This window comes from Ruminococcus sp. OM06-36AC (assembly GCF_003438725.1).
Taxonomy (GTDB): domain Bacteria; phylum Bacillota; class Clostridia; order Oscillospirales; family Ruminococcaceae; genus Ruminococcus_C; species Ruminococcus_C callidus.
In genome coordinates, this window is the sequence record NZ_QSTT01000004.1 from 193,523 (window position 1) to 207,600 (window position 14,078).

Annotated in this window: 10 protein-coding genes and 1 other RNA gene; 9 read left to right on the forward strand and 2 right to left on the reverse strand. The window is 52.0% G+C overall.

The features are described from left to right. Nucleotides 1-207 precede the first annotated feature (207 nt). The gene (udp, locus tag DXB92_RS05690) at nt 208-978 is read right to left on the reverse strand and encodes a uridine phosphorylase (RefSeq protein WP_117733026.1); all 771 of its coding nucleotides are present in this window, start codon (nt 976-978) and stop codon (nt 208-210) included. A 539-nt stretch (nt 979-1,517) separates the two neighbouring features. Here udp and DXB92_RS05695 point away from each other — a divergent pair. Beyond that, nucleotides 1,518-1,943 (forward strand): DUF4190 domain-containing protein, encoded by a 426-nt coding sequence (locus DXB92_RS05695; RefSeq protein WP_040646313.1) that lies wholly within the window; start codon nt 1,518-1,520, stop codon nt 1,941-1,943. On the opposite strand, the gene DXB92_RS05700 is transcribed toward DXB92_RS05695, so the two are convergent. Then, the gene (locus tag DXB92_RS05700; RefSeq protein ID WP_084194289.1) at nt 1,938-2,996 is read right to left on the reverse strand and encodes a YegS/Rv2252/BmrU family lipid kinase; all 1,059 of its coding nucleotides are present in this window, start codon (nt 2,994-2,996) and stop codon (nt 1,938-1,940) included. The two genes, DXB92_RS05695 and DXB92_RS05700, sit on opposite strands and share 6 nt — an antisense overlap. Before the next feature lie 506 nt (nt 2,997-3,502). Here DXB92_RS05700 and DXB92_RS05705 point away from each other — a divergent pair. The 8 genes from DXB92_RS05705 to DXB92_RS05740 all read left to right on the forward strand — a co-directional run bounded on the left by DXB92_RS05705 (nt 3,503) and on the right by DXB92_RS05740 (nt 13,581). Beyond that, nucleotides 3,503-4,423: a prepilin-type N-terminal cleavage/methylation domain-containing protein gene (locus tag DXB92_RS05705; RefSeq protein WP_117733028.1), complete on the forward strand. Its 921-nt coding sequence runs from the start codon at nt 3,503-3,505 to the stop codon at nt 4,421-4,423. A 139-nt stretch (nt 4,424-4,562) separates the two neighbouring features. Then, nucleotides 4,563-4,910: RNase P RNA component class A (rnpB, locus tag DXB92_RS05710), an RNA gene on the forward strand. 186 nt (nt 4,911-5,096) lie between these two features. Then, nucleotides 5,097-5,279: a hypothetical protein gene (locus DXB92_RS13340; protein ID WP_147330024.1), complete on the forward strand. Its 183-nt coding sequence runs from the start codon at nt 5,097-5,099 to the stop codon at nt 5,277-5,279. 1 nt (nt 5,280) lies between these two features. Then, the gene (locus DXB92_RS05720; protein WP_117733032.1) at nt 5,281-7,602 is read left to right on the forward strand and encodes a glycoside hydrolase family 95 protein; all 2,322 of its coding nucleotides are present in this window, start codon (nt 5,281-5,283) and stop codon (nt 7,600-7,602) included. 83 nt (nt 7,603-7,685) lie between these two features. Next, nucleotides 7,686-9,257 (forward strand): glycosyl hydrolase, encoded by a 1,572-nt coding sequence (locus DXB92_RS05725; RefSeq protein WP_147330025.1) that lies wholly within the window; start codon nt 7,686-7,688, stop codon nt 9,255-9,257. 201 nt (nt 9,258-9,458) lie between these two features. Then, nucleotides 9,459-9,680, forward strand: a complete 222-nt coding sequence (locus DXB92_RS05730) for a cation transporter (protein WP_040646307.1) — start codon at nt 9,459-9,461, stop codon at nt 9,678-9,680. 61 nt (nt 9,681-9,741) lie between these two features. Continuing rightward, nucleotides 9,742-11,604: a heavy metal translocating P-type ATPase gene (locus DXB92_RS05735; protein WP_117733036.1), complete on the forward strand. Its 1,863-nt coding sequence runs from the start codon at nt 9,742-9,744 to the stop codon at nt 11,602-11,604. A 300-nt stretch (nt 11,605-11,904) separates the two neighbouring features. Beyond that, nucleotides 11,905-13,581 carry an AMP-binding protein gene (locus DXB92_RS05740; protein WP_242986607.1) on the forward strand — a complete coding sequence of 559 codons (1,677 nt, stop codon included), beginning with the start codon at nt 11,905-11,907 and terminating at the stop codon, nt 13,579-13,581. The last annotated feature ends 497 nt before the right edge of the window (nt 13,582-14,078 follow it).

Here is a 14,078-nt window from a genome sequence, read left to right on the forward strand (position 1 = left end):
CCTCTTTTCCCTGGAATCCGCCGCAAAGCTTTAGGAAACACTGAATAAAGCTTGTGCGTAAGATGCGTAGTCAGATTTTTCGGCAGATTGCCCAGAAATTCCGCAGGCAGACTTGGTGTCTGGCAAGGGATTTCTGGGCAATATGACGGAAAATCTGCAAGCAGATTGCGTGCAAAGCCGTCAGGCGGGCTTTATTCAGTGTTTCCTTTATACAGCAGTTCCCTTGTTTTCCCGAATCACAGCACGCATTGCCGCCACGGCGACCTCGATGGCGTGTGTCATGTCGCTTGCGGCGTGTTCCTTGTCCCGTACCACTGCCTGCCGTTCCTGATTCCACAGCATCTGCAAAATGGTGGCACAGCGGACGTGCCGTGCGGCGGCGACCGTGAACAGAGCAGCCGATTCCATTTCCGATGCCAGCGTGCCGGCGGCTTTCCATGCCTGCCAGTTCTGGAGCAGGGTGGGAGCTACCGGCATGGTTTCCGGCGAGTGCTGCCCGTAGAAAGAATCCTTGCACTGTACCACGCCGGTATGATAATCATATGCAGCAGCACGTGCCGCACAGACCAGATGTTCCGTCAATCCGAAATCCGGTACCGCCGGAAATGCCAGCGGCATGTATTCCTGCGAAGTGCCCTCCATGCGGATCGCTCCTGTGGGAATGATCAACGCCCCCGGCACCAGTTCCGGCTGCATGCCGCCGCAGGTGCCGATCCGCAGAAAGGTATGGGCTCCCAGAGCAGCCAGTTCTTCCATGGCGATCGCGGCAGAGGGCCCGCCGATGCCGGTGGAGGTGACGCTGACGCGGGTGCCGTCCAGCGTGCCGGTATAGGTGGTGAACTCCCGGCTCTGTGCCACCTTCTGGGCGTTTTCAAGATAGGACGCGATCCACGGAACACGGTCCGGATCGCCGGGGAGAAAGACATAGTGTCCGATGTCCTCCGCGGTGCATTGAATGTGAAACTGACGTTCTGCCATAGGGAACTCCTTTCTGAATCGGTTGCCTATCCCATAATTCGACACACTTCTTGACAAAATTCCGGAATTCTGCTAAGATACTGATACAGGGACAACGCTGCACAGGAATATGCAGTGTTTCCTTTTGGCAATACCGCACAAAGAGCGTCTGGCGACTTTGCACGCCATCTGCTTGCAAATTTCCCTTCAGAGCCTGTTTCGTATCTTCCCGCACGCATCTTGCGTGCATATTTTCCGAGATATTTCGGGAAAATAATCGAAAAACCACAAAAGAATTTCTCCGTTTTTCCCTTCATCTCTCAAAAAATCTGACGACGCAATCTGCATACGTCAGATACGAAACAGACTCTCATATTTCACAAAAATGCTCGTGAATACATCAAGTATTCACTCCGCTTTTTGTTTCATCTGACGAAAAATTTGACGACGCGTCTGTCGCACAATCTTTGTGCGGTATTGCCTTTCAGGACCTGACTTCACAAGACACATGTATACGCCTGTGAAAACAGGTTCTCATCAAAGGCAGGAGGAAAAATGCCATGCAGCAATATTCCAACCGACCTCCGTTTATGGGACCGGAGTATCACTATGATCTTAGAGCATTGATTTTTGGGATCGTGTCGTTTTTGTTTTGCCAGCTGCCGGTGCTGTCCGTCGTGACGGGCATCGTGGCACTGGTCTATGCGGCAAGGGCGAAAAAGCGGCAGTGGAATTACAGCCGCGGCATGCGTCGCTGCGGTATCATTTTGGGAATCGTCGGCATTGTCGTATGTGTACTTTTCAGCATTTACTGGGGCATTTCGATCCTGCGGACAGTGATCATGCTCTATGAAGAAAATCAAATGGTACCGGCTCCGCCGAATCCCCAGTTCTTTGAGGGACCCGGCACACCCGCAGCGATTTATGGCACCATCGCACAAAGCTCGCCTGACGGCTTTGCACGCGATCTGCATCATTTTTTATGATTCTGAAGAATCTGGATCGGGTTCTTCCGGTTGGAAGCTGTTTTCCGCGTCGTCATCGGTTTGCTTTTCTATGCCGAATGGCTGGACATCGTCCGGCAGAGGCTTGACTATGGCAAAACCGCTGTCGGCGTTTTCTTCTGCCTGTTCGCGGCAGGCGGGGTCCACGTGGAACGTCACCGCCTGTTTCCGGTTGAACACCTCGTTGACCCGTTCTGTGCCGCCGTATTCGCCGTCAATGGTCCACGAAACCGGCTCTTCGTCCAGTGCAGTGACTTTCAGGTGCGATGTGCGGAAATAGTGGAGATACTGTTTTGCCAGTCCAAGCTGGATCTTGGAGAATGCCATGACCAGTTTGTGGAATTCCACCAGATTAGAGGGCTTGTGGATCAGGGTGACTTCAAACAAGCCGTCGTCCCAGCGAACATCGGACAGAGCCAGAAATTTCGCAACGGAGGAAGAATTGGTCACCATGCCGTAGAGGAATTCGTCCTCGATCACGCCGCCGTCGTATTCGATCCGCATGCGGTATGCCCGAATTTTCGGCAGCTTGGAGATCGCGTTGAGCAGGTAGGCGGAGTGTCCCAGCAGGTTTTTGAAATGCTGCGGCGTTTCGTAGGAGATCTCCGTAAATGCTCCGAATGCTGCCACGTAGGTGAAGTATTTGTCGTTGAAGCTGCCCACGTCGCATACCAGATCTTCGCCGTGAATGATACAGTCTACGGCTTGTTCCGGATCCTTGGGAATTCCCAGACCGCGGGCGAAGTCGTTGGTGGAGCCAAGGGGAATGTAACCGATGGGACACTGGGTCTTGCTTTTCATACAGCCCTGAATGACTTCGTTCAGGGTGCCGTCGCCGCCGGAGCAGACGAGAATATCATAACAGCCGGCATCGCACGCCAGCTTGGCACAGGCGGTGGCATCGCCGCGGTCCTGTGTCGGGTGTACGGTCACTTGAAATCCGGCAGCGGTGAATTTGTCGATAATCATTGCCAGATGTGCCCCCGCCGAGGCTCTGCCGGAATGCAGATTGCAGATAAAATAGATCTGTTTCAACTGTGATACCTCCTTTTTTCAGAAAAAGATGTCGCCTTTAGTATACCACAAATTTTACAAAAATGCAAGCATTTTGATTTGTGAACGTCTTTGAAAAATACTGTAAAAAATAACGTGCTTCCTGCGTTTTTCGGTTCTTTTTGAATTTTTTTTGCTTGCAATTTTATGTGCACTATAGTATAATGAGAAAACGATACACAGATACCGTTGTGTGCAGGTCATGTATGCGGATCGTTGAAAGTGGAAAAAGGTATAAGGCAGCACCGCACAACATTTTTAGGCAATACCGCACAAAGAGCGTCTGGCGACTTTGCACGCCATCTGCTTGCAAATTTCCCGTCATATTTCACAAAAATGCTCGTGAATACATCAAGTATTCACTCCGCTTTTTGTTTCATCTGACGAAAAATTTGACGACGCATCTGTCGCACAATCTTTGTGCGGTATTGCCTTTATTCAGTATTTCCCTTGTGCAGTGATGCCGCTAAAGGAGCGTGGAGGTTGTTATGAGTAAAGTTCAGAATAAAGTAAATGGATTTACGCTTGTTGAACTTTTGATTGCCTCTGTGATTATGGGGATTCTTGCTACAATTTTGGTGCCCGCTCTGCTGCAATATATTGAACGAAGTCATGAAACCATTGACATCACCAATGTGCGTGAGGCATATCTCGAAGTCAGAACGGCATCGATGATCGATGGAGCAGCAGGTGTGTCCAAAACGGTAAAGCTTGAACAAAAACGAGATGACTGGCAGTCGTTCAATCCTGTAACGATTGCGGGGATCAAACACTATACCTGGGAAGGGGATACAGATCACTGGAAGGGTATCCCCGCGGCGAACGGAGAGTGTAAGATCACCTATACGCCCTCGACCGGCATTGTTTTCTACTGGAAAGGAAAGAGTGAAACCAGTACAGTTACTGGTATTGATTTTAACGAAGATCTGCATAGTGCACTGAATCAAACCAGTATATTGTCAGATTTGATTGCAAATAAATCTGCTCGCTTTGAGATCGATTCTCAGTGTCCCAATTCTACAATGGTACCAAAAGTACAGGAGCAGATCAGAGAAAGCAGTCTGCTGAATTACGGTACATGGGCATATTTGGGAAGTCCGAATGATGCTTCCGGAAGGTATCTGTTCTGGACTTCGGTAGATACTGAAGCAGTTGGTGCGGGGAAAAAGATCCCTGTGATCATCAGCAGGGCAGATGGTGGATTTTATATCTCTGAAACGACAACGGCAGAACGATCGAATAAGGGTAAAAATTATGTCGCGATCGTAGATCATATTTATAATTCTGCCGGATTCAGACCATATACCAAAGGTGAACGTTATAATAGTCTGACGGAAGCGTATGCGGCATATGAAAAACTGCTTACCGATGGAAAATATTCCAATTATAAAGATACACTGCCGAAATAAACGGTTCGTTATGGCAATATCGCACAAGGTCTTCCTGACAGCTTTGTACGCAATCTGACGACACATCTTACGCACAAGCTTTATGCAGAAAAAATCCGGACTTGACAAAACGGCAAAAATCCGGTATAATAAAAGTCCATGAGCAGACTGTGTGATAGCACAGCGGTTTCGCTGTGAGGAAAGTCCGAGCACCATAGGACAGGATAGCTGCTAACGGCAGCCGGGGGCGACCCTAGAGCCAGTGCAACAGAGAGATACCGCCGCGGGTTTCCTGCGGTAAGGGTGGAAAGGTGTGGTAAGAGCACACCAGAGTGCAGGAGACTGTACTGCTATGTAAACCTTATCCGGTGCAACGTCTATTGGTACACGCTGTCTTAACATCGGTCCGGTGGACAGCGGCGTAATGGCGGCTAGAGCTGTGAGGCGACTCACAGACCAGATAAATTATCACACACGACAGAACTCGGCTTACAGGTCTGGTCATGGAAAAACAGCACAGCATTGATACCGTGCTTTAAGAGCCTGTTTTGTATTTTTTGCACGCATTTTGCCTGCATGTCCGGATACAAAATGGGCTCTGGCTCTTATTTGTGCTTTGTGCAGTGTTACTTTGCAGCTGTGCAATGAAAAATACACCATTGTGCCGCATATGCTGTTTCAGGAGGAAACGGCAATGCAGCAGAATGAATCCAGAAAACATACAAAAGCACCGTACTCCGTCCGCGTGATCCCGCCGTCCAAAAATGCGGCACAGGAAAACGCCGACCGGATCCGGTGCGGAAAAATGCTGGGGCGGCTGATGCAGCTTTCAGAGGAAATGCAGGGGCGGGAGTCCCCGAAAAAACGGAGGATTTGACATGGACGCAGAAACGATGCTCTGGTATGAAAAACCGGCAGAGGATTTTGACCATGCACTGCCTGTCGGCAACGGCAGAATCGGAGCCGTGATCTTTGGCGGTGCAGCAGATGAAGTGCTGAAGCTGAATGAGGACTCTATCTGGTCCGGCGGCAAGCGGAACCGGAACAATCCTGATGCACGGGAGGGACTGGAAGAAGTCCGGAAGCTGCTGAAAGAGGAACGCATTCCGGAAGCAGAAAAAGTTGCTTTCGAAAAAATGCAGGGCGTGACGCCGAATTCCAGACACTACATGCCCTTGGGCAACCTGAATTTACACATGGATTTTGCCGGAAAGGCAAAGCAGTACCAGCGGAGTCTGGATCTGGAACACGCACTGGCAACGGTACGCTTTACCGCCAACGACATCACCTATGTGCGGGAAGTGTTCGTTTCAGAACCGGATCGGGTGCTGGTGATGCACATTGCCGCCAGCGAGCCGGCAATGGTCAACCTGCGGGCAACCTTGGACGGCAGAGATGACTACTACGACGACTGCCGTCCCTGCACGGACTACCCCAACATGCTGGTCTATGACGGCGGTACCGGCAGCAAAGACGGCATTTTCTTCGCCGCAGCTCTGACCGGATTTGCCGAGGGCGGCACACTCCGCATGGTGGGCGGAGCGTTGGAGGTAAAAGATGCCAATGAGGTAACGCTGATCCTCAGCGTCGGCACCAGCTTTTACCACGGAGAACAGTATGAGGACTCCGCCAAGCTGGACGCATCCTATGCGGCGGACTGTAGCTATGAGGAACTGCTGTACCGGCATCTGACGGAGTATCAGGAAAAGTTCCGTCGGGTACGGTTCACCCTGCCGGACAACAGCGAGGGCGGCAGCGAACTGCCTACAGATGAACGCCTGATGCGGCTTCGCGGCGACGAGGGTGACCACAAGGAGTGCAAGCTACAGATCCACGACAGCAAGCTGGCAGTGCTGTACTTCAACTATGGGCGGTATCTGATGTTGTCCGCCAGCCGCCCGGGGACACAGCCTATGAACTTGCAGGGTATCTGGAATCAGGACATGTGGCCGGCGTGGGGCTGCCGCTATACCATTAACATCAATATTCAGATGAACTACTGGCCGGCGGAAGTCTGCAATTTGTCGGAATGTCATCTGCCGCTGTTCGACCTGATCGAACGCATGCGGGCAAACGGACGGGAAACCGCACAGGCAATGTACGGCTGCCGCGGCTTTGTCTGCCACCACAACACAGACATCTGGGGCGATACGGCTCCGCAGGATCTGTGGATGCCGGCGACGATCTGGCCTATGGGTGCGGCATGGCTCTGCCTGCATATCTTCGAGCACTACCAGTTCACGCAGGACTTGGAATTCCTCGACCAGCACTATGAGGCAATGCGGGAGGCTGCCCTGTTCTTCGTGGACTATCTCACGGAAAACGACGAGGGCGAACTGGTGACCTGCCCGTCTGTGTCGCCGGAAAATACCTATAAAACCGAAAGCGGTGCCAAGGGCTGCCTGTGCAGCGGACCGTTTATGGATACGGAAATTTTGACGGTGCTGTTCCGGAACGTCATCGAAAGCAGCAAGCTGCTGGGACGGGACGGAGAGTTTGCCGCAGAACTGGAAACCCTGCTGCAAAAACTGCCGCCGCTGAAAATCGGCAAATACGGGCAGATTCAGGAGTGGGCAAAGGATTACGAGGAAGTAGAGATCGGACACCGCCACATTTCCCATTTGTTTGCTCTGTATCCGGCAGATCTGATCACACCGTACTACACACCGGAGCAGGGCAAGGCTGCCCGTGCAACTTTGATCCGCCGGCTGATCCACGGCGGCGGGCATACCGGCTGGAGCCGTGCATGGATCATCAATCTGTGGGCAAGACTGTTAGACAGCGGCATGGCATACGAAAATTTCCAGCAGCTTCTGGCGTGGTCTACTAACCCGAATCTGCTGGATTCTCACCCGCCGTTCCAGATTGACGGCAACTTCGGCGGCACGGCGGCAATTGCCGAGTGCCTGCTGCAAAGTCATTCCGGCGAGATCAATCTGCTGCCGGCACTGCCGGAATCGTGGCAGGACGGCAGCATCAGCGGTCTGCGGGCACGGGGCGGCTTTGAAGTGGATATGATATGGCATGCCGGCAAGCTGGAAACTGCGGTGATCCGCTCTCTCAGCGGAAATATGTGCACGGTTCGTACCAATACAGTGACCAGTGTGTCCAGTGATGCGGGAGCAGTTGATGCCAAAATTGACGGTGCACTGCTGCGGTTCCCCACAGAAAAGGGCATGACTTATCGTCTGAAAGCGTAATATTCGGGTGAAACAGATGGCAGGCGGCCTGTGTGCTGCCTGTCGTGTTTCTCCGGACGATCCCTCTAGGAGATGGAGCAATTTTGAGGAAAGAACAAGTGTTCGCTCTGGCGGCGGCAGGTGTGCTGCTGACAGGGTGTGCAAAAATTGAACAGGAAGAATCCCAGTCGTCCGCTTCGGTGGCAACTGCCACAACACAGCTTGCAACAGAAGCAGAAACGGTTCCGGCACAGCAGTACCCGTCTGTGGCGTTACAGGTGCCGGAAATCACCCGACAGGACGTGTCCATGAAGCTGGAGGCAGAAGATGCTGCCGTTCCCAGCGGCTGTTCCGTGGCGATGATGCCCCGACTGGGCTATTCCGGAAACGGCTACCTGAGTGGGCTGGATGCCAAGAATGACAGCAGTCTGGTGCTGAATGCCGAGATTCCGGCGACACAGCACTATGACATCACCGTTGTAGTGGGGGCAAGTGCCGCTTCGACCTGTAAGATTCAGGTGGACGGCGAAACTGTCTACACCATGAAAACCGATGCCACCAACAATTTCATGCGGGTCAAGATTCAGGGGATCTTCCTCAATGCAGGAGCGTGTGAACTGTCGGTGGCTCCGGTGGACGGTATTGTGGACATTGACTGCATTGAACTGGTGAACAATACCAGCTTATATGACGGGACTTCTGAAATTTCCGCCACACCGGTGAACGGCAAGGCGACTGCCAGGACACAGCAGCTGTATCAATTTTTGCAGCAGAACTACGGTTCCAAAATCATTACCGGACAATATGCCTCGGACAACAGCGGCAAGGAACTGGACGAGATCTATAACATCACCGGAAAATACCCGCTGATCCGGTTTGCGGACATGAACGCCTATTCTCCCAACGGCGGGGATTCCCAGAACGCCACTGCTGTGGCGGACAGTCTGGCGTGGGCGAAAGACGGCGGTGTGGTAGGGCTTTCGTGGCTCTGGAACGCTCCCATGGGAACGGGAACGATCTACGAGAAAGACACCTCCTATGACCTGAAAACGGCGGTGACAGACGAGGACATTGCCGGAAAGTCGCTGGAGGAATTGTCTGCCATGGTGACAGAGGGCAAGATCTCGCAGAACTGCTATGCTCTGGTGTCGGACATCGACAGCATTTCAGAGGCATTGCAGCCGTTGGCAGATGCCGATGTACCGGTGCTGTGGCGACCGCTGCCGGAGGCTGGCGGCGGCTGGTACTGGTGGGGCTCTGACGGGGCAGAGAATTACCAGTGGCTCTGGAAGCTGCTGTACACCCGTATGACAGAGTACCACCACCTGAACAATCTGCTCTGGGTCTGGAACGGACAGAGCAGCAGCTTCCTGGTGGACAGCAGCATGTACGACATTGCGGCACTGGATCTGTACGTGGAAAAAGATCAGACTTACGGCAGCCGTTACGAACAGTATGTGGCACTGCGGAACATGTCCGCCGGAAAGATTCTGGCGATCAGCGAGTGCAGCAACGTGCCGGACATGAATGCCATGTTTCGGGATAACGCGGTGTGGTCGTACTTCGGGCTGTGGTATGCTCCTTATCTCGGAGAGTACACCGACAACAACACCTTAATGGAGTTTTATAACTCCGAAGCGGCTCTCACCAGAGAAGATTTCTCCTACAGCGAATAAAACAAAGCAATAACGATAGACAGAGAACGTATTCGAATTGGATACGTTCTTTTTTTCTGCAAAATGATAGAGATACTTTTGTTTCTTTGAAGATGCGGCGGAGTCTGATTTTTTTCGGGAAAAGGGTTGACAATTGCCTTGCAATTGTATATAATGAACATATGAACAATCGTTCAAATGAATTGCATGGAGGAAACGCAAATGAAAAAGGTATTTAAGCTGAATGATCTGGACTGTGCAAACTGTGCCGCAAAAATGGAGGCAGCGATCCAGAAGCTGGACGGTGTCAAGTCGGCAACTATCAGCTTCATGACACAGAAGCTGACACTGGAGGCAGACGATGCGGATTTTGACAAGGTGCTGAAGGCTGCACAGAAGTGCATCAGCAAGGTAGAACCGGACTGCGAGATTATCATCAAGTAAGGGCAACACTGCATAAGCATTGCACGGTATTGCCCATGATAAAAAACAGGAGGCGATTCATATGACAAAACAACAGCGTAAAATTCTGATCAAGATCATTATTGGTGCGGTACTGTTTGCCGTGGGAATGGTGGTCACACATCTGCTGACGCTGCCGTGGTGGGCGGAACTGCTGATTTTTCTGGCAGTGTATCTGGTGCCGGGGTTCAGTGTGCTGGAAAAGGCTGTGCGGAACATTGCACACGGGCAGGTATTTGATGAGAATTTCCTGATGACGATCGCCTCCATTGCGGCGTTTGCAATCGGACAGTATCCCGAAGCTGTAGAAGTTATTCTGTTCTATCAGGTCGGCGAACTGTTCGAAAAAATTGCCGTGGGACGTTCCCGTCAGGCAGTGTCCGACTTGTTGGATCTCTGTCCGGACGAAGCCACTGTCCTGCGGGACGGCAAGCCGGAAACGGTACTGGTAGATGAGGTGGAAGTCGGTGAGCATATTCTGGTTCGCCCCGGCGAAAAAATCCCGCTGGACGCTGCTGTTTTTGAGGGACACACCACCATTGATACGGCGGCTCTCACCGGCGAATCTATGCCGGTCAGTGCGGCAGAGGGTGACGCAGTTTGCAGTGGCTGTGTCAATCTGAGCGGTGCAGTAGAACTGGTTGTCACCAAGCCGGCTTCGGAGTCCACAGCTTCCAAAATTATGGAACTGGTGGAAGAATCCGCTTCCAGCAAGGCGAAAACAGAACAATTTATCACCAAGTTCGCACGGTATTACACCCCCTGCGTGGTCATTGCTGCCCTCATTCTGGCAGTAGTGCCGCCGCTGATCACCGGTCAGCCGTTCTCCGGCTGGATCTATCGGGCACTGACGTTCCTGATTATTTCCTGTCCGTGTGCACTGGTCATTTCCGTGCCGCTGAGTTTCTTCGGCGGAATCGGTTGTGCTTCGAAAAACGGTGTGCTGGTCAAGGGCAGCAACTATCTGGAAGCTCTGTCCCACGCACAGACAGTGGTCATGGATAAGACCGGTACGCTGACGGAGGGTAAATTCCACGTTACCAAGCAGAAAGCAGTGGAAATCACACCGGAGGAACAGCTGGAGCTGGCAGCTCTTGCGGAATCGGCATCGAATCACCCCATTGCCCAGTCGCTGAAAGAGGCATACGGCAAGTCAATCGATACGGAACGTGTGGAAGACGTGCAGGAGATTGCCGGACACGGCGTTTCTGCCAGGGTGGACGGCAAACAGGTGCTGGCAGGCAATGCGGCTTATCTGGAAGATGCCGGCTTGCAGCCGGAAACACCGACGGAAATTGGTACAGCAGTGCATCTGGCTGTGAACGGTGTATATGCCGGCTATATCCTGATTGCGGATACGATCAAACCGGACGCTGCACAGGCGGTGCAGGCATTCCGGCAGGCTGGGGTTTCCACGGTGGCAATGCTGACCGGCGACAGCGAATCGGCGGCGGAAGCAGTCGGGGACACTTTGCAGCTGGACGAGGTACACGCCAAGTGTCTGCCGGCGGATAAGGTACAGTTCATGCAGGCATACCGTGCCAAGCTGGCAAAGGGCAGAACGCTGGTCTTTGTGGGTGACGGCATGAACGATGCTCCGGTGCTGGCACAGTCTGACGTAGGCGTTGCCATGGGTGGTCTGGGTTCTGATGCGGCAATTGCGGCAGCGGATCTGGTCATTCTGGACGACAAGCCCTCGAAGCTGGGGCTGGCGATGCACATCGCCAAAAAGACTATGGGCATCGCACGGGAGAATATCGTCTTTGCACTGGGTGTCAAGGCAATCGTGCTGGTACTGGGTGCTGTCGGTCTGGCACATATCGGTGCGGCAGTTTTCGCAGATGTCGGGGTGTCTGTCATTGCGATTCTGAATTCCACCCGTGCTATGCGGACAAAATTCAAGTAATTAAGGAAACGCTGCATAAAGCCCGCCTGACGGCTTTGTATGCAATCTGCTTGCAGTGTTTCCTCAGAGAAAAAGAGAAGAAATGGATATGGGGCAGACCTCTCGGCAGGGAGATCTGCCTCTTTTGTAAAGTTGTGCAAAAAAGTGGGAAAAAATCTTGACAAGGCTCGGTGAATTGTAGTATAATAAAAATAATCACTGTTTTTTCAAATAGTGTCTGTCAGGAAAAAACTGCCGCAGCAGGTGCGGCAATGGGATTTTCCATGCAGAAAAATCTGAACAGAAAAGGAGCATTTGCATATGCTGCTCGACAAATATTTGCCTCGTATCGATTTTGACAGTTACGAGGATTTCAAAGCAAATTATCGTGTCAACATTCCGGACGACTTCAACTTCGGTTTTGACATTGTAGACGAATGGGCAAAGCAGGAGCCGGAAAAGAAAGCCTTGGTCTGGTGCAATGATGCCGGCGAAGAAAAGGTGTTCACATTCACGGACATTTCCCGCCTGTCCAACCAGACAGCCAACTATTTCCAGAGCCTTGGCATCAAAAAGGGAACTGTTGTCATGCTGATTCTCCGCCGCCGCTGGGAGTACTGGATTTGTGCAGTGGCTCTGCACAAGATCGGTGCCATTCTGATCCCGGGTTCTTTGCAGCTGGCAAAGAAAGACCTGATCTACCGCGGAAACAGTGCACAGATCCACACCATGGTATGTCTGGACGACAAGTATGTACTGGAGCAGGTGAACGAGGCTCAGCCCTCTGTGCCCAGCATTCAGCACAAGATCGTAGTGGGCGGCTCTCACGAGGGCTGGCGGAACTTCCACGAGGAAGTGGAAAAGTTCCCCACAGAATTTGCACGTCCCACCGGTGAAGCAGGCACCAAGGCACATGACCTGATGCTGGTATACTTCACCTCCGGCACTACCGGCGAACCGAAAATGGTAGAACACGATTACACCCACCCGCTGGGACATATCGTGACTGCGAAATATTGGCAGCAGGTACAGGAAAACAAGCTGCACATGAGCGTATCTGATTCCGGCTGGGCAAAGTTCGGCTGGGGTAAAATTTACGGACAGTGGATCTGCGGGGCAGTGATCTTTGCCTATGATATGGACAAGTTCGTGCCGACACATCTGCTGCAAAAGATGCAGGACTACAAGCTGACCACATTCTGTGCACCGCCGACTATGTACCGGTTTATGTTGCAGGAAGATGTGGCTTCTTATGATCTGTCCAGCATTCAGAATTTCTCCACCGCCGGTGAACCGCTGAATCCGGAGGTATACTATCGTTGGCAGGAACTGACCGGCAAGGAAATTCGCGAGGGATTCGGACAGACCGAGGGTTCGGTTCTGCTGGCAAACTTCCCGTGGATCACGCCGAAGCCCGGCTCTACCGGAAAGCCCTCGCCGCTGTATGACATTGTGCTGCAAAATGATGACGGCACACGAACCAAGGACAACGAGCAGGGTGCACTGGTGATGCAGAACCTGAAAAAGGCTTACCCCACCGGTCTGTTTGTGGGCTACTATAAGAATCCGGAAATGACACAGGAAATTCTGGGCAGCGGCAGCTATTGCCCGCACGATGTGTTCATGCGGGATTCCGATGGTTACTACTGGTTCGTGGGCAGAAATGACGATGTTATCAAGTGCTCCGGTTATCGTATCGGACCGTTCGAGGTAGAAAGTGCCCTGATCGAACATCCGGCTGTGCTGGAATGTGCGATCACTGCGGCTCCGGATCCGATTCGTGGACAGGTTGTCAAGGCAACTGTCGTTCTGACAAAGGGATATACCCCCAGTCCGGAACTGACCAAGGAACTCCAGAACCACGTAAAGCACACCACCGCACCGTACAAGTATCCGCGTATCATTGAGTATGTGGACGAACTGCCGAAAACGCTGGGCGGCAAGATCAAGCGTGCTCAGATTCGCAAGGAAGACGAAACGGCAGTAAAGAATTCCTAAGACGAGTTAAAAAATATTGTGATGAAAGCGTCATGCAGGTGTTGTACTGCATGACGCTTTTGGTTTTTGGGGAAAAATCACCCCAAAAGACACGTGTCAGGTTTAGTGTCAACACATCCTAGGGTAATCAGGTCGAAACCATTCGGCGGAATTCGCTCGTTTTACTCGCTGTCCGCCTTGGGCTTGCCAATGCCGATAGTTACCCTTGCTTGTACTTGCAGCGTTGTTTTTCTAAGGTGTTACTTGTACAGTCGGTCAACTTTTATTTTTACGGCGTTTGCAAGCTTGTATTGCTAGGCTCCCCTTTAGGGCACCCGAAGGGCGTGCCTCGTGCTGAACTGTCACCGCAGGTGACTGAGGGGTTACTCTCTACAGCAATCAAACGATTTCACAAGGAGTTACGCTTCTTTTTTTCTTTACTGAAAAGAAAAAAAGAAGCAAAAAAAGAAAAGAGCTCGCTTACCCTTGATGAAAAAGGCAATGCATCACACGAATGG

Excerpts from the sequence above, each read along its gene's own strand:
- udp (WP_117733026.1), bottom strand. The coding sequence starts at position 978 with ATGGCAGAACGTCAGTTTCACATTCAATGCACCGCGGAGGACATCGGA.
- DXB92_RS13340 (WP_147330024.1), top strand. The coding sequence starts at position 5,097 with ATGCAGCAGAATGAATCCAGAAAACATACAAAAGCACCGTACTCCGTC.
- DXB92_RS05705 (WP_117733028.1), top strand. The coding sequence starts at position 3,503 with ATGAGTAAAGTTCAGAATAAAGTAAATGGATTTACGCTTGTTGAACTT.
- DXB92_RS05695 (WP_040646313.1), top strand. The coding sequence starts at position 1,518 with ATGCAGCAATATTCCAACCGACCTCCGTTTATGGGACCGGAGTATCAC.
- DXB92_RS05720 (WP_117733032.1), top strand. The coding sequence starts at position 5,281 with ATGGACGCAGAAACGATGCTCTGGTATGAAAAACCGGCAGAGGATTTT.
- DXB92_RS05735 (WP_117733036.1), top strand. The coding sequence starts at position 9,742 with ATGACAAAACAACAGCGTAAAATTCTGATCAAGATCATTATTGGTGCG.
- DXB92_RS05730 (WP_040646307.1), top strand. The coding sequence starts at position 9,459 with ATGAAAAAGGTATTTAAGCTGAATGATCTGGACTGTGCAAACTGTGCC.
- DXB92_RS05740 (WP_242986607.1), top strand. The coding sequence starts at position 11,905 with ATGCTGCTCGACAAATATTTGCCTCGTATCGATTTTGACAGTTACGAG.